Origin of the sequence: Shewanella waksmanii ATCC BAA-643 (assembly GCF_000518805.1) — a bacterium.
GTDB lineage: Bacteria > Pseudomonadota > Gammaproteobacteria > Enterobacterales > Shewanellaceae > Shewanella > Shewanella waksmanii.
The window spans coordinates 56,813-77,347 of record NZ_JAEH01000014.1 but is presented as its reverse complement, the minus strand read 5'-3'; the positions used below and the strand labels follow the sequence as shown (position 1 = coordinate 77,347).

The window sequence follows — 20,535 nt, the reverse complement described above, 5'->3', positions numbered from 1 at the left end:
ACTTCTGCGTTGAATAACCTCACAAGGGAGCAACCATTGTTTCAGTACTCACTTTGAATGAGCCGGCCTTGAATTAGTTTGCCAAAAGCGCGCTGAGTAGATCAAATTCTTATACTGATTGGTATAATACAGCCCAGCAAACAAGAATATGGTCGCAGTATGCCCAGAAGGGAAACTGTTGCTGTAGTGGGCTTGCCCTATGATGTGTAGGTCACTCAGCATCGCTGCTGGACGCGGCGCATCGAAATAGTGTTTCAGCAAAGGTACCATGACCAAACTCAGCAAGGCGGCCAGCAACACTTTGCCGGTGCGCTGTGGATATCGCACCAAATAACACAGGGCAACCGCCCCCATAGTAATGCCATTGCCGAGGTCATTGATCATGGCGATCACACCCTCTGGAATCCATAAGTGGCTTTGATTGAGCAGGTAAAACAAGCTCTGATTGACCTGTGAGTTGAGCATTAATATATGTATAAACAACAAACCTACCAAGGCGACTAGAAATGCTTGTTGGGTGTCATTGCTATTTTCAGTTTGAAGCTGTGTTACTGCCATGTAAGTATCGCCATCTAGCTAAAAGTATGGCGATACTACTGTCGTGCATGTCGATGAAATGTCTTTGACAAAAACTTCACACCCGCTGTAGATATAGGTTGCTGACGCTTAGCCTGCTATCCTGAGAACGGTAAACATAAAAGCGTATTCGGTCGCCACATCTTCATAGTGTTTATAGCGACCACTTTTCCCCCCATGTCCGGCACTAAGGTCAATATCAAACAGCACAGGTTGATCACCACTGCTGTATTCTCGCAATTTTGCTACCCACTTAGCGGGTTCAAAATACTGTACTTGTGAATCATGGAGGCCACTGGTCACCAATATTGGTGGATAAGGCTGTTCACTCACTTGATCGTAGGGCGAATAACTTAGCATATAATCAAAACTTGCCCGCTCATTCGGGTTGCCCCATTCATCATATTCATTGGTTGTCAGCGGTAACGTTTCATCGAGCATCGTTGAAACCACATCCACAAAAGGCACGTGGGCGGCAACAGCACAATATAAATCAGGCGCTTGATTCATGACACTGCCCATCAATAAACCACCAGCACTGCCACCCGAGGCCAGCAATTTTTGCGGATGGCAATAGCCCAGCTTAATCAGCCCGCGACTGACATCGATAAAGTCATTAAAGCTGTTCTGTTTATTGAACATGCGGCCACTATCATACCAATGACGCCCAAGCATCTCGCCGCCACGTACATGAGCGATAGCGTAGACCACGCCTCTATCAAGTAGCGACAATATCGCACTATCAAACCAAGGCTCTATGGTATGGCCATAAGCACCATAACCATATTGATAGAGTGAGTTGTTACCATCACCCTGAAAGGCATCACGGCGATATACGAGTGTCACGGGTATTTGGCAAGCATCACGGCTATCGATAAATAGTCGCTCACTGCAATAATCATCAGGGTTAAACCCACCCGCGACCTGCTGCTGTTTTAACAAGCGGGCTTTGCCGCCATGGCTAAGATCGTATTCATACACCGACTCTGGCGTAGTCAGGCTGGAATAATAGACTCGTAATTTGTCACTGTCTTGGCGTGGGTTAACATCTAGACCTGCAACGTAGGCACTGTCGTTGAAAGGCAGTTCAAACAGCAGTTTCATATCTAAGTCATAGACGTAGATATGGGTTAAACCTTGCTCACGTGTCTGCACGACCAAATGATTTTGTAGCGCCAGCACATCTTCAATACGCACATCGTCTCGCCCGGGTATTAACACCTGCCACTCAGCACGGTCGGCAATATTGGCCGCATCAGCACGTAACAATTGAAAGTTGCTCGCCTGCCAGTTAGTTAAAATGAAGTAGCTTTGGTGGTGCTTTGCGAGCGCATATTCCACGCCGGTTTGCCGAGGTATTAGTGGCTTGAAATCCGCCGTTGGTGCATCTGCAGCCAGCACTGACACTTCAGAGGTAACGGTACTCTCGTGACACAGCGTAATTAAGGATTCATCTAAGGTTTTGCCAAGACTTAAGTAAAAGCTGTCGTCTTGTTCTTGGTAAACCAGCCTGTCTGCAGACTGCGGCGTACCTAAACGATGGCAGTAAACTTTATTACCCAACAAGGTTTGCGGATCTTTAGCAATATAGAACAAGTGATAGTTATCTTGCGACCACACTATTTGACCATCAATGCCATCCAGCTGGTCTTCGAATAGTTCGCCACTGTGCAGATCTTTAATATACACCCGATAAATACGTCGACTTAAAGTATCTTCTGCAAACGCAAGCAACTGCTCATTGGGGCTTACTGCGAGGCCACCCAAATCATAAAACTCATGCCCCTTGGCACGCTCATTGAGGTCGAGCATTAATTGATACTCACCTTGGTATTGACGGCTACGCTCAAACAATGGGTATTCATTGTCGGCGCAATATCGCTGCTGATACCAGTGCTGATGCCAATAATAAGGCACACTCGACTCATCTTTATCTAATCGGCTGGTCAATTCAGTGAACAACTGCTGCTTTAACGGCTCAATCGGTGCCATGACCGCATCACAATAGTCTTTTTCTGCCTGCAGGTGGGCTAACACTTGCGGGTCTTGGCGTTGATCATCTCTAAGCCAGTGATAATGATCGGTACGATTGACGCCATGCTGTTTGTGGACATGCAATCTTTTCTCCGCAACGGGCGGGCAAATTTGAGTATTAAACTGGGTCACGGTGAGCGTATCCTCGCCAGCACCTAAGCTCACTTAGATGCATCTATGAGTTAATCATCTTAGTGTACGCCTTTATTGACTCCAATCACTACAGTAATTAATGGCCAACTTGTGATCAATCGTGGTTGTTATTTGGCTTAAATCAGTTCAACATACGCCCGTCTGCAAATCACTAGCAGATACATTCTCAGGGCGGGGTGTGACTCCCCACCGGCGGTGATAGTGTTTTCACTTAAGCCCGCGAGCGCCTGTACTGAGCATACTCAATACAGGGTCAGCAGATCTGGTGCGCATAACTGCAACTCCAGAGCCGACGGTAATGAACGCATGGTGCGTCCTAAGTCCGGATGAAAGAGAATATAAGATAACTGCATGCAGTCCACACTGTAAGCAGACCTATGCTTATACATCTATCGCAATTAGGCTTATTGTCTAGCGTTAGATGACTTTTCCAATGCCCTGATTCTGGCTAAACCCATGTTTAAGTATTACTAAGGAATAAACCATGAATCAGTCACTATTAGCCCCTTATGGCAATGCCATTGAACGTGTTGAAACTGCACTAGAAGCCCTCAAACAAGGACACGGTGTACTTGTTGTTGATGACGAAGATCGAGAAAATGAGGGCGACCTAATTTTTTCAGCTGAGCATCTCACTAATGCGCAAATGGCCATGTTGATTCGCGAATGCAGCGGCATCGTCTGTCTTTGTCTAACTGATGAGCAATGTCAGCATTTAGCACTGCCACCTATGGTAAGTGACAACTCGAGCCAATATGGCACAGCCTTTACAGTGAGTATTGAAGCCAAAGAGGGAGTCACCACCGGCGTCAGTGCCGCAGACAGAGTCACCACCATCAAAACCGCCATTGCCGACAATGCCGTCGCTAGCGATCTAGCACGACCAGGACATGTCTACCCTTTGCGCGCCCAACCCGGTGGGGTATTTACTCGACGTGGCCACACTGAGGGCACAATTGATTTAATGATACTCGCAGGTTTAAAGCCAGCGGGCGTATTATGTGAAGTCACCAACCCAGATGGCACGATGGCACGCTTGCCGCAAATCATTGAGTTTGCAAAGCAACACGCAATGCCGGTATTAAGCATTGAAGATATTGTCGCTTATCGTAAAGCCAGTTTAGCGCAAGCAAGCTAAGCGTTTATCTACTACGGCTAAACAATAAATACTATATCTAGTTTATTGTTTAGCCTTTTAACCATTAAGGCTTAACTTCTAGCCGTATCTGCCTTAAAAATCAACAACAGCAATAAGTTGCAAACTATTACAATACGTTACTGATTCACCCTGCTGACACTAATTTCGTGACCTAGATTAGACTTTGGTGAAATAACCATGACATCGGATAACGGCTATGATAATTATCCTACTCTTCTTTTTCAGCGGTGCGATACCTCTGGCGCAATTTATCAACAGGGAGTGATCCATGGCGTCAATGTTGAATCGAATGAGCCTTAAACAAAAGCTTATTCTGTTTGCAGCCATTCCAACTGTGGTAGTGCTTATTTTTGGCACTTTGCGCATGTTAACCTTGTTTGAACGTTTCCATGTTGCTCATACCAATTCGACCGCAATCACTATCACTCAGCAAATTGAGTCGTTAATTTTTGAAGTGCAAAAAGAGCGCGGCTTATCGGCCGGCTATCTCAGCAGTCAAGACAACCAATATCAACGCAAGTTGATTTCACAGCGCGAAATGACCGACAGCCACATTGCGGCGTTACTCGATAACGCCAACCTAACCAGTTTGTTGCAGTGGTTCGACAATGCTGACCACAACAAGAGCTTAGCCGTCAAAATTCAACGCATCATGCTATTGACGCAGCAACTGACAACTGTACGACAACAAGTTGATAGCAAGCAAGGCAATCAGAGTTTTGACTATTATTCAGAGTTAAACCTCAACTTACTGCGCTTTATCGACCAGTTACAAATCAGATCCAATAGTATTGCCCAAAGCCAAGCATACAACGACCTGTTGCACGTACTGCACATTCAAGAGCTCGCTGGTAAGCAACGCGGGCTGGTTAATCGTTTACTGTCATCAAAACAACTTGAGTCAGAGACTTTTCTGGCAATTAATCACGTTGAAAGCGAGCTACAAGAACAGACTGTAGAGGCGTTATCGACAATGCGGCCTCAACACCGACAGGTACTAGACCAAATACTCAATAGCAACAGTAATAGCACTCTGCTGAGCATGCGCGACAATATTGCCGTACAAATGCGCATTGTCGACCAAGCCCATGAGATTAATAAATTAATGGGCTATGGCGGCCTGATCCACGCCTTTAAAAACTACCTGTTGCGCGGTGAAGACCACTACTATCAGCTGTTTCATACCCACCTAGAAACCTTGCAGCAATATCTCAACCAGCTCAGCAATACTCCCGGGTTAACCGAAGCGCAGCAGGCTGCCGTGGCAGCAATCAAATCTACAGTCAGCTTGTACAAGCACAATCTAGATGAGCTCAGCGTGTTAAAGCAGACCGGCAGCGACATTAGTGCCCAAGACAAACACGTGCGAATTAATGATCAACCTATGCTAAAAGCATTAGAAGTGCTGCAAGCGCAGCAGCCTTTGGTATCGAATGTGCAATGGTGGAATACGGCAAGTCATCGTATTGAAGCGCTTTACCAATTAAGTACATCGATTACCCAAGAGTTAGCGACATTGAGCGCCACTGAAAGACAACAGGCAGTCAGCTACCTGATTATTGGTTTTAGCATTGCCATACTGAACTTGGTTTTATTACTGTTTTTTGGCCGCAACCTCATTAGAAGCCTAGTGGGTAGTATCACTCAAATTGTTAACGCCATGGGGAAGATGGCTAAAGATCCGCAGCTTGAACATCGCTTTACCGTCCGTGGCAATGATGAAATTGCGCAGCTATCGCAGTCACTCAATACCATGCTGGACGAACGGAAAAAATCGCATTCACAACTGGAACTCGCCGCGGCAGTATTTGAGTATTCCGCCGAAGGCATTGTGGTCACCAACAAAGATAACTTGATTGAACTGATCAACCCCGCTTTTACCCAAATAACCGGCTATAGCCTAGATGAAGTAAAAGGCCGCAGCCCAGCAATACTTAACTCTAACCAACAGCCACGCCATTTTTATGATTCAATGTGGCAATCCTTACAAGAGAAAGATCGTTGGGAAGGTGAGATTTGGAATCGACGCAAAGATGGACAGATTTATCCGGAATATCTGGCAATCACTGTGGTTCGTGATGACGATGGCAATATTGTGCATCACATCGGGCTGTTTTTGGATATCAGTAAACGCAAGAAATATGAACACGACATTTGGTACAAAACCAATTTTGACGCATTAACCAATCTGCCTAATCGACACTTATATAACACCCGCTTTCAAGAAGCACTGGACGCGGCCACTCAAGACAGGCAACCAATTGCCATTTTGTTTATTGATCTTGATAGATTTAAATACACCAATGATATTTATGGCCACAACACGGGTAATGAGTTACTCAAACTGGTGGCCGCGCGCTTAGAAACCTTACTCGGTAAAGAAGATTTTCTGGCTCGATTAAGCGGCGATGAATTTGTCATCATCATGCAGAAAATTGCCAACCCCCAAGCAATTCAGCGTATGGCCGATCAAATTGTGCAGCACCTGTCTTCACCATTCGGTGTACTGAATAATGAAGTGATGATCTCAGCGAGTGTGGGCATCAGTCAGTTCCCTGATAATGGCGACGATATTGAAACCCTCACCCGCAATGCAGAAACCGCAATGTACCAAGCTAAAGGGGAAGGACGTAACACTTACCGTTATTTCTCTTCAACAATGAACCAGCAAATGATTGCGCGAATTGAGCTGGAACAGCATTTGCGCCATGCGGTGATTCATCATCACTTCTGCCTGCATTATCAGCCGATTATCGATATGCACAGCGGTGATATCGTGGCGGTAGAGGCGCTGATCCGATGGAACGATCCCAAACAGGGACTCATTTCACCCGATGCGTTTATCCCGATTGCTGAAGAGACTGGCTTGATAGAACCCATAGGTGAATGGGTGGTCCAGCAAGCACTAACTGATTTGCGTCAATGGCATGACCAAGGTCATATGATCAACATGGCAATCAATGTTTCTGGCCGCCAGTTGATTAACGCCCAACAAAAATCGTTTCATTGCCTACTACAAGGTTGGCTACAAAAACTGGATATTGAGCCTAGCTATGTCCACGTTGAAATCACTGAATCAATGTTGATGGCAGACAAAGAGCTTAGCCTGCAAGCGCTGGCATCGATTCGTGCTTTGGGAATCGATATCTATATTGATGACTTTGGCACCGGCTTCTCTTCGCTGAGCTACTTAACCCGCTTCCCTATTTCGGTGATTAAAATCGATAAGAGCTTTATCGACAATATGATTGAGAAAAACTCAGACGCAAACCTGATTAAAGCCATAATCCAAATGGGTAAAAGCTTAGAATTAAACTTAGTGGCGGAAGGGATTGAAACGTTAGAGCAGCACGCCTATCTACAACAATTAGGCTGCGATTATGGCCAAGGTTACTATATTTCTAAGCCATTGCCTGCTGTGCAGTTACTCAATTTACTAAAAACAAAAACCGATGATAAACATCGGTTTGAAGGGCAATCTTTTAATATTTAGGCAAGCAATCGTGCTTGCCTAAACCAGCTTACTCGCAGTTAAGCTTCAGTTGATGTCATAACGCTGGCCGATTCTTCTACCGCCATTTGCGCCAAATCTTTATCAACAAAGAACAACGCCTTGCCGTCTTCGCCCACTAGGCGAATCTTATCAACAATAGATTTAAACAGTTTTTCTTCTTCGTGTTGCTCAGACACATACCACTGCAAGAAATTAAACGTTGAATAGTCTTGGTTGGTAAATGCCACATGAGCCAACGCGTTGATTTTAGCAGTGATCATCTGCTCATGTTCGTAGGTGTATTCAAATAGCGCTAGTAGCGAATTGAACTCTGCCTGTGGTGCTTCAATCGCACCGAGTAACGGCATACCGCCAGTTTCGCTGACATAAGTAAACAAGCGATGCATATGTTGCATCTCTTCATCAGCATGGGCACGCATAAATTTTGCTGCGCCTTCAAAGCCCTTATCTTCACACCATGCACTCATCTGTAAATACAAGTTAGAAGAGAAAAACTCGACATTAATCTGTTCATTTAACTGATCAATCATTGTTTGCGTCAGCATATTCCGTCCTCATCAATCACGATTTATATTTTTGTTGACGCATATTGTGTTTTAGCCCTTGATGAATTGCAAACTTATTTACTCTATTGCCGCAATCTAAATCCTTGTTTATAAAATACAAATTATTATCATTCCCAATGGGTTACTCACTAACACGTACCACCGCAACATTTACTAACTTTTTCGTACAGACCTATTAACATTTACCTTCTAGTCTATATAGGACATCAATCGGTCATAGCAAACATCCCCGTGGTAAAGGATACCCATGAACCTCACTAAGATAAGCACCAGTAATCCAGCAGGCACTTTAGTCACTTTACTGCTGATCGCCATTTTTGGTGTGCTTGCTATTACCCAATTGCCTATCCAATTACTGCCCGATATTGAACGACCGCAAGTCTCAGTATTTAATAACTGGCGCTCCGCAGCGCCACAGGAGATGGAATCTAATATCATTGAGCCGCAAGAAAACGTGCTACGCCAAGTGCCAGGCGTAGTGGAGATGACATCCAACATCTCCCAAGGTTTTGGTGGTGTGACCCTCACCTTTGAGGTGGGCAGTAATATGCAAGAGGCAATGATTAATGTGATCAATGCCTTAAATCAAACTCCGCCACGCCCGCTCGATGCCAACGAGCCGTTTATCAACGTCGGGGGCGGCAGCGGCTCTCCCAATTTAGCCTCACTTTTAATCCGGATGGCACCGGGTAATCCCAATACCGATTTTGGCCAGTATCAAAAACTAATTGATGATCAGGTAGAGCCTAGACTGCGCAGAATTACCGGCGTCGGCGCGGTGCAGCTACAAAGCCGCCTGCCAAAAGAGTTACACATCGAATTTGACCCCTACCGAGCCGCCGCCTTAGGCATCACCTTAGACCAACTGCGCAGCACCTTGTCTCGCGCAGCAGATATCTCTGGCGGCACAGCCAATGTGGGTCGCCGCCAATACACAGTGCGTTTTATTGGCCAGTATACGCCTGACAATTTAGGCAACCTGATTGTCGCCTATAACGAAGGCCGCCCCATTTATCTCAATGAGCTGGCCGAGGTATCAATCTCAACAGCCGAAGTACAAGGCTTTACCAAACGCAATGGTTATCCTGCCTACTACATGACATTAGAGGGCACCTTCGATGCCAACACCGTAGAAGTACTCGATGGCGTCAATCAAGCAATTAAAGAGCTCAATGCTGGGGTGTTACAAGAAGCAGGCTTAGTCATTGATTTATCCTTTGATGCGTCGGTGCACATTAAGCGCGCCATCTTGTTGGTTAAAGGCAACTTGGCCATCGGCGTCTTGTTGGCACTCGTGATTCTGTTTAGCTTTTTACGTAGTTTTCGCGCCACTTTAATGATTGCCTCAACCATTCCCGTTGCTCTACTCATTGCCTTTTTCGCACTTGAAGCCATGGGCCGAACACTGAATGTGATCTCTTTAGCTGGCTTAGCCTTTGCCGTAGGCCTAGTCCTAGATGCGGCCATTATCGTGCAAGAGAACATTGTCCGATTGTTACAGCAAGGCCAAGATCTCAAGCGCGCTATCGCCGAGGGCACAGCTCAGGTCAAAGGTGCGTTAATGGCTTCTACCGCCACCACGGTGGCCATTTTCTTGCCCATTTTATTTATGCCAGGTGTAGAAGGTCAGCTGTTTTCTGATCTTGCCCTTACTTTGTCAGTTGCCGTGGTGTCATCACTACTCAGTGCCATTACATTGATTCCAGTATTTAGCCTGCTGTGGCTAAAACTCACGCCAGCCAATCAGCAGTCTCAACAAGATAGTCTATGGCAAAGACTCACTCAGGTGATTCGGCTACTTACCGGGGATAAGAAGCGTGCGAGCTTATGGTGCGCTGTTTTAATACTGGGAAGCTTAGTACTAACAGCTGCATTAATGCCGCGGCCAGATTTTTTACCGCAAGCCCGTTCTGATGGCATATTTGCTTTTTTCTCCTTGCCGCCAGGGGCTAACGTTAAAACCTTAGAAAAAGAGGTAGGCGACACCATCATTGCACGGCTTAGACCCTACTATGACAAAGAGAAACAGCCCTATATCCGCGGCTACAACTTCTCGATGTACTCGGCTTTTAACGTGCTATTTATCTACCCAGAAGACCCACAGCAAGCCGATGAAATGATTGACTTGTTAAACCAAGAGATCCTAATTGGCCTGCCCGACACTCAAGCTTTTACCAACCGCGGTTCGCTGCTGCAATTTGGTTTTAATGGTGGCCGAGCAATCAATATCGATCTACAGGGCGCCGACATGGAAGCGCTAATGGCCTCGGCATCTGCAGGTATGGGGCTGATTCAAGAAGCATTGCCCGGTGCTGTGGTGCGCCCTATTCCAGGGTTATCTATGGCACAACCTGAATTACAACTGCTACCTATCGAGCGTCGCTTAGCCCAAGCTGGCGTTGATCGCACCCAAATCGCCAATGCAGTGCGCGCCTACACTTCCGGCTTATTTGTTGGCGAGTATTTTGATGGCAATGAGCGTATGGATGTATTGCTCAAGGGGCCTAAATGGCAGGTGCCAGAGCAACTCGCCGCCACGCCGGTTTATACTCAGGCTGCTGGCATTCAAACCATTGGCGAGCTCGCCACATTAAAGCGCACCGTCGGCCCCACGCAACTGCAACGTGTTAATGGCAAACGTAGCGTGAGTTTACTTATTTTCCCTCCAGCTGATATGTCTTTAGACGAGGCGCTGGAGATCCTAAATGCCGATGCTATACCCGCGTTGAAAAAGACCCTACCTAGCGACAGCTCACTGATGTTTAGAGGTAGCGCCGATAAGCTCGATCAAACCATCAAAGATATGGGCGCCAACTTTGCTTTAGCAGTGGTCATTTTATTCCTGTTAATGTCTGCCATGTTTAAATCTGCCAAAGACAGTTTGTTAGTCTTGCTGTCAATGCCGATGGCAATTTGTGGTGGGGTGGTCAGCCTGCACATCCTCAATCTATTTAGCTTTCAGAGTCTGGATCTGTTGACCATGATTGGCTTTATTATTTTGCTAGGTCTAGTGGTCAATAATGCCATTTTGCTGGTTGACCAAACCCGTCAAGGTCATCAAAGCGGCTTACCCATCGACGCCGCGATTTATCAAGCAGTAGCAACACGAGCGCGGCCGGTATACATGAGTACATTGACATCGATTTTCGGCATGCTGCCGCTCATGCTGGTGCCAGGGGTTGGTAGTGAAATCTACCGAGGCTTAGCCGCAGTGATTGTTGGCGGTATGACCTTCAGTGCACTGTTTACATTAATATTGATGCCCAGCTTATTGCGCTTAACCCATCGAGAAAAGCGCCCTTTACCGACATCAGCCACCGATATTGCTTTACCTCAATCAGGAGCCAAATCATGAATCCGCTAACATTAGTCTTAGCCTTGTTGCTATTGCTAAGCCCTTACAGTGTAGCTGCCGATGCCCCTGAAACACCGCCAAGACTGGTGTCAGTGGTGCAGGTAGAGAATCGGCCTTTGTCACCTAAAATCATGGTGATTGGTTCGGTTCACTCGCGCAATAATGCCGAGTTAACCGCTGGTATTGACGGCAAGCTTGAGTGGATTCAAGAAGCAGGTACCCGAGTGGCCGCGGGTGACACCATTGCCAAGCTAGAACAAACCCGATTGTTACTGCAGCGCGATCAACAACAGGCACAAATTGAGTACGAACAAGTCGGCCTAGCCCGTTTAGATCGTGATTTAGCGCGCTTAAAAAAGCTCATCATCAATAAAAATGCCTCTGAGACAGAGCTAGATAAGGCGCAATCAGATCGAGACTTAGCCGCAGCTAACTTAAAACTGGCGCAAATCAAATTACGCATGATTGCAGATGACCTGCGCAGAACCGAAGTCAAAGCACCGTTTGCCGGTATCATCACCGAGCGTATTCACCAAGCTGGGGAAGATGTCAGCCGGGCAATGTCAATTATCAGCATGACAGACCCTGATAACCTAGAAATTCGCTTGCATGCCCCACTGAAACATAGCCGCCGAGTCAAAGTGGGGGATAATCTGCATATTTATCACACCCAAGGCGATTTCGATGCCAGTATTCGCGCCTTAATTCCGGTGTCAGATATCCGCTCACAGACTTTTGAAGCGCGCATTGACCTACCCTACGATATGCAGGAGTCATTTAATGTTGGCGAGCTAGTGTCATTGGCGCTGCCCATTGCTCCGAAAAAGATGACCACCTTAGTACCACGTGATGCCATCATTTTACGTTCAACGGGAGCCTATGTATTTAAAATTGATGCCGAGGAAAAAGCGGTTAAAATCGCCGTTGAACTGGGTGATGGTGACGGTGACTGGATAGCGGTGAATGGTCAGCTACAACCACAAGATTTTGTGGTGATCCGCGGCGCAGAAACACTGCAAGATGGCCAACAAGTACAGCGCCAATCTTTGCCACAAACTGAGCAATTAGGCGCAGGGTAACGGGCAGTAAAAAGTTCTCTCCGGCGTCCAACTTGGGCGCTTTTTTTTGCCACAAAAATACCAAGGCAAAAACTGTAGCAAAGATCATAGTCTTCTGCCGTCACCGTGGCATAATGAGCGACTATATTCGATATGACTAATCTCGTCATTAACTCACAGTCGCTTAAGGTAAATCGATGTCAAAACATGCTGATCCTTGTTCAACACCCAGTCTTATGCATCCCGACGAGGCTATCGTTAAATTGTTGGCCCAAGTTGATACCCTAACGGATTCAGAAATGGTGCAATTACCCCAGGCATTAGGCCGGGTTCTTGCAGAAGATCTCGCTTCAAGCATCGACTTGCCACCGTTTAACAACTCAGCGATGGATGGCTACGCCTTTCGCTTTAAAGATCTGGCCACCAGCAGCACCTTAAGCTTAATTGGCGAATCATTTGCCGGTCATCCGTTTACCGGTAAACCTCAGCCCAATACCTGTATCCGAATTATGACGGGCGCACCGGTACCAGACGGCTATGACACAGTGCAAATGCAAGAGAAAGTCACCGCTGAAGGCACTACTATTCGTATTGAAGCCCCCAAAGCCCTCGGTGCTAACGTGCGTTGCCGCGGCGAAGAGGTCAAAACCGGTGGTAAAGTGCTAAAAGCAGGCACTCAAGTTGGCGCCGCCGAAATGGGCGTATTAGCCACCATTGGTGCAAGCCAAGTACGGGTAACCCGTCAGGTGAAAGTGGCATTTTTCTCAACCGGTGACGAACTGCGCCCTGTAGGAACTGAGCTGGCACCGGGACAAATTTACGACTCAAACCGCTACAGCATTCAAGGGCTACTTAGCCGTGCTAATGTTGAGTGGATTGACCTCGGCGTGATTGAAGATGACCGCGAAGCGATTCGCCAAGCATTTCGCAGCGCCGCGGCGCAGGCCGATATGGTGATCACATCAGGTGGCGTCTCGGTTGGCGATGCTGACTACACTAAGCAAATTCTCGATGAAGAGGGTGAAATCACTTTCTGGAAACTGGCCATTAAACCCGGTAAGCCGTTTGCCTTTGGCAAGTTAGGCAAAGCGGTATTTTGTGGTTTACCGGGCAATCCGGTGTCGTCTATGGTGACCTTTTATAAGCTGGTTTGGCCGCTGCTCAATAAGATGCAAGGTCTCACGCCCTCAAAGCCTGTGCAGCTCAAAGCTAAGCTGAGCGGCGACCTGCGCAAATTCCCGGGTCGAGTTGAGTATCAGCGCGGTATTCTAGGCCAGAACGAGCAAGGCGAAGCGGAAGTGACGATCACTGGTGGCCAAGGCTCTGGCATGCTGACATCAATGAGTTTAGCCAACTGCTTTGTTATTCTCGCCCAAGAGCAAGGTGACACCCCAGCAGGCACCTTGGTCACTGTTGAGCCTTTCAACACCGTATTGAGTTAAGGCAAAGGATCACTATGAACGTCGACAACGAAGAGATCTTATCCGATGAAGAGACGCTGCGTTATAGCCGCCATATCTCTATTAAAGCGATGGATTTCGATGGTCAAGAACGATTAAAGCTGGCAAAAGTTTTAGTCATTGGTGCAGGCGGGCTCGGTTGTGCCGCAACCCAATATTTAGCGGTTGCCGGTATAGGGCAAATGACGCTGGTCGATTTTGATACTGTTGAGTTATCTAACTTGCAGCGCCAAGTGCTGCATCAAGACAACAATATTGGCCAAGCTAAAGTGGACTCAGCCAAACAAACCCTGTGCCAGCTCAATCCGCATATTCAAGTTGATACCATTAATAAGGTACTCGACGATGATGAAATTGATGCGCTAGTGGCACAGCACAGTTTAGTACTGGATTGTACCGACAATGTCATGGTGAGAGAGCAGCTTAACCGTAGCTGCTTTAGGCATAAAATCCCGTTAGTTTCCGCAGCGGCAATCCGTATGGAAGGAACCGTCACTGTGTTTGATTATCACAGTGACACCCCTTGCTATCAATGTTTTAGCCAGTTATTTGGTGAGCAGCAATTAACCTGTGTAGAATCGGGCATTTTGGCACCTGTGGTGGGAATGATCGGTTGCTTGCAAGCCACAGAAGCTATCAAAGTAATTGCCAAAATAGGCAAACCATTGGCAGGGCGAATCTTAATGATTGATGCCATGACCATGGAGTTTCGAGAAATGAAACTGCCGAAACAGCCTAGCTGCCCAGTATGTAGCTAAAGCCAACCATGCACCGCTGACCCAGCGGTGCATATTATTAAGGGTATTGGCGTGCCACTAAGACTTGCCAGTAGCCGTTATCTCACTGACTTGCGCCATCAATAGCCCGTGTTCAACCCATAACGACACCGCAATTCCTCTTACGGTGATATCCAGTGGTTCTTGCCCTTGAGCCAGTTGCGGTATTCCTTTATGCAGTATGGGATCAAACGGCACTTCATATAACGTCACTAACGGCCCATCGGCTTGTTGGTAACGTAACCGCGCTGCGCTGACACCTTGAATCGAGCAGTAACGGCCACCCAGCAGTGCCACTGGCATAGACGCTAGCCGCTGACTGGCTATCACGGAAAAATCTAACTGAGTAAAGTAGTCACGTAGAGGCACCAAAGTGCGACTCTTTACCTCCAGTGGTTTCATTTTAATATGATTAACCGCCACCTCATTGGCAATATCCCAAACATGAGTTGGCGAATCACTGTTATTGACATTAAACAACACCAACAATAACAGACTGGCGGCAACCGCAAATAGCGCTTGGCGTGTCTGTGCTCGCACACGCGCCATTATTGATGGCGATCGCGCAGCACCCGCTGGCGCCACTTGAGCGTGCTCGCCTAACAGCTGTTGCAGATTATCGAACTGCGCTGAATTCAATGATTGCTCAGCAAAGTAGTGTTTTGTCGCCTGCTTTAACGGCACCGATTTTGACTCTGGTGGGTGATTCATTAGCTTACTCCCCGCCCAATATGGTCAGGTTCATCCGACCATTGTGCAACTTTCGATTTGATTCGATGCAAACGTGACAATATGGTGCCGCGTGGTTGCGCAAGCTCTGTGGCTATTTCATTAGCCGTAAACCCCACAACAGCCCAAAGATAGAGGACTTCCCGTTCAGATATCGACAACTGCACGATGACTTTCTCAATTAAGTCCTGCGCTATGGTCAATTGCTCCAAATTATGTTCATCGAGTAATACCGGCGCGTGTTGCTCAATGCTGTCAAATGCCACACATTGTTGGTGACGGCAGTCATCGATATATTGATTACGGATCATCTTGCGCACGTAACTCGGCTGATAATTGCCACTATCAGCTAGCCTTAGCCACTTTTCCAACACTGTTTGCAGCAGATCTTCGGCGCGGCTTTTATCTAACGTGAGACAGAAGCAATATCGATAAAGGCTATTGAGCAAACTGGCATCAAACATGGCTGTCCTTAGGTAGGTGAAACCCTACCAGCCAGCCTTGCTCAATGGCGCTAAAGAGCTGAGCTGCCCACTCAGCATTAGCACTAATTTGTGCCAAAGATTGTTTTGCCCTAACCGCTAACAAGAGTTGATAGGCAGGCGGTGCTATTGCAGTCACCTTTACCCTGTCACTGACTCGATGCACCATAAGATAGTACTCACTAGACGGATTCGCTATCACGCTACCTGTCGGTACGGTACTTTGATGCCGAGACCATAATGTATGTAATGGAAAGCGACTGCTCAGCAGTGATATATCAGCCCGCAGCACTAAGTTCACACTCTGTTGAGTATCAACGGGCAACGGCGCCAATGCAGGCCATAACTGGCACGGGATACTGTCTTTGGCATAGTAGCTTTGCTGTACCAGCCACTCTAGCTTAGCCAGCTCACTCAAATAGGCCAGTTGACTCAAGCTATGATGTTGGCGCATCAGCGGCCGCAAGAATTCGCTAAACTGAGCACCATATTGATTCAGATTGCTGCCCAACGGCGGATGGTGCTCAACGTAATCGCGCGCCAGTTGCGCAAAGCAGTGCTCACCCACAATGGTACGACAACATAGGTAGCAGTTCGCTAATACACTAACTAGCGCTTGTTGGTAGTTGTTACGGTACACCGCAAAGCGCGACGGTGGTGTGGAGGCTAAGTGGTTGCAAAAATCAGCCGCACTGTCAGCCGAGATGATCCCGGCCACAAACCGCTGGCGCCATTGTGCCAAATTCATTAGCTGGCAACTCTGTGCTGGATGGTCTGCATCAAATCTTCTGCCTGTTGCCGCTCCTGCAATAAGCGCGACAAACTCGGTAAATCACTGTCCCACTCAATCATACTGGGTACCACTCCATGTTGATGAATGTAGGCTGAGAATGCTTGCCATACTGGCTCAGCAACCGGGTGATTGTGGGCATCAAGCAAGTAATCACCTTTATCTTCAAAGCCCGCAAGGTGGATCTGTTTTACCCTATCGGGATCAATATCGCTTAATAGCTGTGGCAAGGATTGATCTAAATTTTGGCAAGTAACGTAAGCATTGTTGATATCTAACAGCAGCTCACAATCGGCTTCACCTGCCAGGGCGGATAAGAATTGGCCCTCACTCATCTCATTATCAGGATAAGCTAAATAAGTAGACACGTTTTCGAGCAAAATTCTTTCACCAAGCACATCTTGCACTTGCTTGATCCGCGCCGCCATATAGCTCACCGCTTCTTGGGTGTATGGCATAGGTAACAGATCGGGTACCTGCACGCTGCCATCACTGCAAAAGCAAGCATGCTCTGAATACCACACAGCGCCACTACGCTGCTTCAGGCTTTTTATGGCTCGTAGATAATCGAAATCGATGGGTTTAGCGCCACCTAGCGATAACCCGACTCCATGCAGTACCAGCGGATAACGCTCGGCAATAGCATCAAGCATACGGAGATTGAGTCCGCCCTCAACCAACCAGTTATCGACCAATAACTCAAACCAAGGCGCAACACAGTCTGGCTGAGCTAACACCTCATGGGCATGGGGCAGGCGCAAGCCAATGCCGGCGCCACTAATTTTGGCTGCGGCCATTAGCTTTTTGCAGGTTTAACCGCTTTCACTTCACCACCAGCGATTTTGTCACAGGTACCAGCAGGCACATACACCCACTCCGTCGGCAGGTTGTCACTTTTGGCTTGGCCGGCGCAGCCATGGCTGCCATCGAGTGCACCGCAGTCATTGCCTCCTGCTTTGGCTATACCGGCACATTTTTCCCACTGCTTAGGTTGCTCTGGCACCGCATTGGCATTGGCAACGAGACCTGCGGCCAACATGCCGGCTACGGTGATGCTTAGGGCTTTGTTTGATGAGTTCATAGCTATATTCCTTATCGCGTTTAACTAGGGTTCAGTTGCTATAACGAATAAGTGGCCAACTTGATTGCATCACGCTGCAAATAAAAAGCTGCGCTGGATGAGGAAATGAACACTCGCATACAAAAAAACGCACCCTAAGGTGCGTTTTTTTGTATGCATGATAGTGGCTTAACCAATAAAGCTTAAGTAACCTTGCAAGATAATGGCATTGACAATATCGATGAAGAAGGCCCCGACAATCGGCACCACCATAAACGCCTGTGGCGAAGGACCAGTACGCGAAACTAACGCCCCCATGTTCATTACAGCTGTAGGCGTTGCTCCCATACCAAAACCACAGTGACCGCCAGCAATAACCGCAGCATCATAGTTGCTGCCCATCACCTTGAAAGTCACGAAATAGGCAAAGGTGGCCAAAATAATGGTCTGCAATAATAAAATGATGAGCAGCGGGATCGCCAGATCAAAAATTTCCCACAGTTTTAGGTTCATCAAGGCCATGGCTAAAAACAGTGACAGAGATACCGTACCCAAGACATCGACACTCTCCGCTTTAATTTTGTAGCCACGAGACAGCTCAGTGATATTGGTGATCACCACGCCAAGAAACAGGGCATAAACGAAGTCAGGCATTTTCAGCCAACCAATGTCCAATGTTTGTACTAAACTGCCAATCCATTTCGCACTGGCCACACATAACAGCAAAATAAACAACACTTCGAGAATGCTCTTCGCCGTGACCCGATCTTCCTCTAACTGATCATACGTGACCAAATCAGGATGATCAGTATGGTGATTACCACCTACTCCATAGGATGACTCTAAGCCATTTTTGTTGATCAAACGCTGTGCAACTGGGCCGCCAATAATACCGCCCATCACCAGACCAAAAGTCGCGGCTGCCATAGCAAACTCTAAGGTATTGATACCATAGTTATCGCTAAAAGTTTGTGCCCATGCCGCGCCAGTACCATGGCCACCTGACAAGGTAATCGAACCGGCAATTAAGCCCATTAATGGCTCTAAACCCAGCATGGTAGCCACCGATACACCAACAGCATTTTGAATGACGATATACAATGATGCGACACCGAGAAAAACAAATACCTTACTGCCGCCTTTAAGCAGCTGTTTATAGCTCGCGGCCAAACCAACGGTACTGAAAAACATCAGCATCAAGGTATTTTGCATCGACAGGGTAAATTGCAAAGATATCTGGTTGAAATGCAATATGGTGATCACCGCAGCCACAATTAGGCCACCGACAATCGGCTCAGGGATATTGTACTTTCTAAAAAGTGCCACATGGCGGTTAACGCTATGGCCAATAAACAACACAAGAATGGCGATGAGAAATGACTCTAACTCACCGATAGCATAAACAGTATTCATGAATCTCCCACTAAGATGACGTCGGTCTGTGGATTTATCGACAACCTCAGATAAATGCTATTCCTTGACCCTAGGTTCAATATGATTTGTCTGTATCAAAATGTAATACAGCCCGCTATTTTGCCATAAAAAAATAGCTGAACGTTATCATCAATTTAGCAAAACACGATATAGGTTGGCTTCTAAGAAAGTGTAATACAGTTTTTGCACATTAACTGAGCAATCAGCGGCTTTTTATTGATTGGATTTTAACCAGCAAAGAAAATGGGCAACAAGTAAGTACTTACTTTGACGCTATAGTAGATTCAACTTGATCAGCTTCTAACGCCTCTAGTCGAGCGCGCTCAGCTTTTGATACATAGGCAGGTTTGCCATTGCTATGTAACTTAGCATTGGCTTTTTTGGCTTTATTTTTTAGCGTTTGGTTAATCTTTTTACGTCGGTTCATATCACGGCCTTGGTTAGTCGCCGCTATTATACGATGTGAAAAAACAAAACGCAGCCTACAGGCTGCGTTTATTCACTTGCTAAGCTCACACTTAAGATTTGGTCACAACCCAAAGTGCGTGTAATAGCCCTGGTATAAAGAACAACAAACATAAAATGATGTTGATAAGCAGGTCTTTGCCAACACCACTTTTTAGAAATACGGCAACAGGTGGTAGCAAAATAGCGATGATAATCAATAACAGCTTATTTGTATCCATTGGACCAACTCCCTTTTATGAGCAATTATTTTTGTTTAGGCCATGCTAACTTCTCAGGGTTAGCCCAAGTTTGCAACTGCTTTACGGTATTATCTGTAGTAAAACTCTCGCCCTGAGTCGGCTGACAGAAATATTCGAACTGTTGATTATTATAAACAAAATTCACGCTATACGCGTGTAAATAGCCGCGCTGTGCTGGCTCACCACCATAAAGTGCATCACCTAAAATCGGCACCCCTAGACTGGCAAGTGCCACTCTAATTTGATGGGTTTTACCCGTTAACGGCTTAAGCAAATAGAGTCGCAACCCAGGATCCACTGACTGCGAAAAAAACTGAGTAATGGCAGGATTATCTTTGCTTCGTAGCAGTTTATGCATACTACGCCTGGCTTTAGCCATATCACCGACCACCGCACCTTGCTTCTTTTTAGGCTTACCTGTGGCTAATGCAACATAGTATTTTTGGATCTGATGGGCGGCAAACATCTGCGTAAACGTGGCGGCGGCAGCTGCATGTTTAGCAAAGAGCAGTAACCCAGAGGTGAGCGTATCGAGGCGATGAACCGAAAACAATTTAACGCCTAAATCAGCTTCTAACTGTGCCATCACCCCAGCCTGACCATCTTGGCTATGGAAGTGCACCCCTGCCGACTTGTCGATAACAATAAAATCAGCCTCATCGGCAACGATACGATACATATA

The 20,535-nt window shown here is 46.8% G+C and carries 18 protein-coding genes and 1 riboswitch; of the genes, 6 read left to right on the top strand and 12 right to left on the bottom strand.

Going from position 1 to position 20,535, the window contains the following annotated elements; genetic code table 11:
* Positions 1 to 48: 48 nt before the first annotated feature.
* Positions 49 to 558: a phosphatase PAP2 family protein gene (locus tag L865_RS0108700; protein WP_028772871.1), complete on the bottom strand. Its 510-nt coding sequence runs from the start codon at positions 556 to 558 to the stop codon at positions 49 to 51.
* A 108-nt stretch (positions 559 to 666) separates the two neighbouring features.
* On the bottom strand, positions 667 to 2,775 hold the full coding sequence (locus tag L865_RS0108695; protein ID WP_028772870.1) for a S9 family peptidase: 2,109 nt from the start codon (positions 2,773 to 2,775) through the stop codon (positions 667 to 669).
* Between the two features lie 146 nt (positions 2,776 to 2,921).
* Positions 2,922 to 3,105, top strand: a riboswitch (FMN riboswitch).
* 142 nt (positions 3,106 to 3,247) lie between these two features.
* On the opposite strand from L865_RS0108695, the gene ribB reads away from it, so the two are divergent.
* Both ribB and L865_RS23450 read left to right on the top strand, forming a co-directional pair.
* The gene (ribB, locus tag L865_RS0108690) at positions 3,248 to 3,901 is read left to right on the top strand and encodes a 3,4-dihydroxy-2-butanone-4-phosphate synthase (RefSeq protein ID WP_028772869.1); all 654 of its coding nucleotides are present in this window, start codon (positions 3,248 to 3,250) and stop codon (positions 3,899 to 3,901) included.
* Between the two features lie 289 nt (positions 3,902 to 4,190).
* Positions 4,191 to 7,415 (top strand): EAL domain-containing protein, encoded by a 3,225-nt coding sequence (locus L865_RS23450; protein WP_051484529.1) that lies wholly within the window; start codon positions 4,191 to 4,193, stop codon positions 7,413 to 7,415.
* Between the two features lie 38 nt (positions 7,416 to 7,453).
* Here the strand turns inward: L865_RS23450 and ftnA are convergent, their stop codons facing one another.
* Positions 7,454 to 7,981 carry a non-heme ferritin gene (gene ftnA, locus L865_RS0108680; protein ID WP_028772868.1) on the bottom strand — a complete coding sequence of 176 codons (528 nt, stop codon included), beginning with the start codon at positions 7,979 to 7,981 and terminating at the stop codon, positions 7,454 to 7,456.
* 268 nt (positions 7,982 to 8,249) lie between these two features.
* On the opposite strand from ftnA, the gene L865_RS23445 reads away from it, so the two are divergent.
* The 4 genes from L865_RS23445 to moeB all read left to right on the top strand — a co-directional run bounded on the left by L865_RS23445 (position 8,250) and on the right by moeB (position 14,633).
* On the top strand, positions 8,250 to 11,357 hold the full coding sequence (locus L865_RS23445) for an efflux RND transporter permease subunit (protein ID WP_051484528.1): 3,108 nt from the start codon (positions 8,250 to 8,252) through the stop codon (positions 11,355 to 11,357).
* Entirely contained in the window at positions 11,354 to 12,436 is a 1,083-nt protein-coding gene (locus tag L865_RS0108670; RefSeq protein ID WP_028772867.1) for an efflux RND transporter periplasmic adaptor subunit, read from the top strand. The genes L865_RS23445 and L865_RS0108670 overlap by 4 nt, the downstream gene beginning before the upstream one ends.
* 176 nt (positions 12,437 to 12,612) lie before the next feature.
* On the top strand, positions 12,613 to 13,857 hold the full coding sequence (moeA, locus tag L865_RS0108665; RefSeq protein ID WP_028772866.1) for a molybdopterin molybdotransferase MoeA: 1,245 nt from the start codon (positions 12,613 to 12,615) through the stop codon (positions 13,855 to 13,857).
* Positions 13,858 to 13,871: 14 nt separating this feature from the next.
* A complete protein-coding gene (moeB, locus tag L865_RS0108660; protein WP_028772865.1) occupies positions 13,872 to 14,633 on the top strand; it encodes a molybdopterin-synthase adenylyltransferase MoeB in 762 nt (253 codons plus the stop codon).
* 57 nt (positions 14,634 to 14,690) lie between these two features.
* On the opposite strand, the gene L865_RS0108655 is transcribed toward moeB, so the two are convergent.
* From L865_RS0108655 to L865_RS0108615, 9 genes are all read right to left on the bottom strand, one after another.
* A complete protein-coding gene (locus L865_RS0108655) occupies positions 14,691 to 15,362 on the bottom strand; it encodes a hypothetical protein (protein WP_037470841.1) in 672 nt (223 codons plus the stop codon).
* The gene (locus L865_RS0108650) at positions 15,362 to 15,844 is read right to left on the bottom strand and encodes an RNA polymerase sigma factor (protein ID WP_028772863.1); all 483 of its coding nucleotides are present in this window, start codon (positions 15,842 to 15,844) and stop codon (positions 15,362 to 15,364) included. The genes L865_RS0108655 and L865_RS0108650 overlap by 1 nt, the downstream gene beginning before the upstream one ends.
* A complete protein-coding gene (locus tag L865_RS24525) occupies positions 15,837 to 16,610 on the bottom strand; it encodes an HvfC/BufC family peptide modification chaperone (RefSeq protein WP_051484527.1) in 774 nt (257 codons plus the stop codon). The genes L865_RS0108650 and L865_RS24525 overlap by 8 nt, the downstream gene beginning before the upstream one ends.
* On the bottom strand, positions 16,610 to 17,449 hold the full coding sequence (bufB, locus tag L865_RS0108640) for an MNIO family bufferin maturase (protein ID WP_028772862.1): 840 nt from the start codon (positions 17,447 to 17,449) through the stop codon (positions 16,610 to 16,612). Before bufB ends, L865_RS24525 begins: the two co-directional genes overlap by 1 nt.
* Positions 17,449 to 17,733, bottom strand: coding sequence for a BufA1 family periplasmic bufferin-type metallophore (locus tag L865_RS0108635; protein ID WP_028772861.1), 285 nt, complete (start codon positions 17,731 to 17,733; stop codon positions 17,449 to 17,451). The genes bufB and L865_RS0108635 overlap by 1 nt, the downstream gene beginning before the upstream one ends.
* A 168-nt stretch (positions 17,734 to 17,901) precedes the next feature.
* The gene (gene gltS / locus L865_RS0108630; protein WP_028772860.1) at positions 17,902 to 19,125 is read right to left on the bottom strand and encodes a sodium/glutamate symporter; all 1,224 of its coding nucleotides are present in this window, start codon (positions 19,123 to 19,125) and stop codon (positions 17,902 to 17,904) included.
* Positions 19,126 to 19,408: 283 nt separating this feature from the next.
* Positions 19,409 to 19,573, bottom strand: a complete 165-nt coding sequence (locus tag L865_RS24980; RefSeq protein WP_084632502.1) for a DUF2986 domain-containing protein — start codon at positions 19,571 to 19,573, stop codon at positions 19,409 to 19,411.
* A 91-nt stretch (positions 19,574 to 19,664) separates the two neighbouring features.
* Entirely contained in the window at positions 19,665 to 19,832 is a 168-nt protein-coding gene (locus L865_RS24975) for a YqaE/Pmp3 family membrane protein (RefSeq protein WP_028772859.1), read from the bottom strand.
* A gap of 25 nt (positions 19,833 to 19,857) precedes the next feature.
* Positions 19,858 to 20,532, bottom strand: coding sequence for a TIGR01621 family pseudouridine synthase (locus L865_RS0108615; protein ID WP_028772858.1), 675 nt, complete (start codon positions 20,530 to 20,532; stop codon positions 19,858 to 19,860).
* Positions 20,533 to 20,535: the final 3 nt, after the last annotated feature.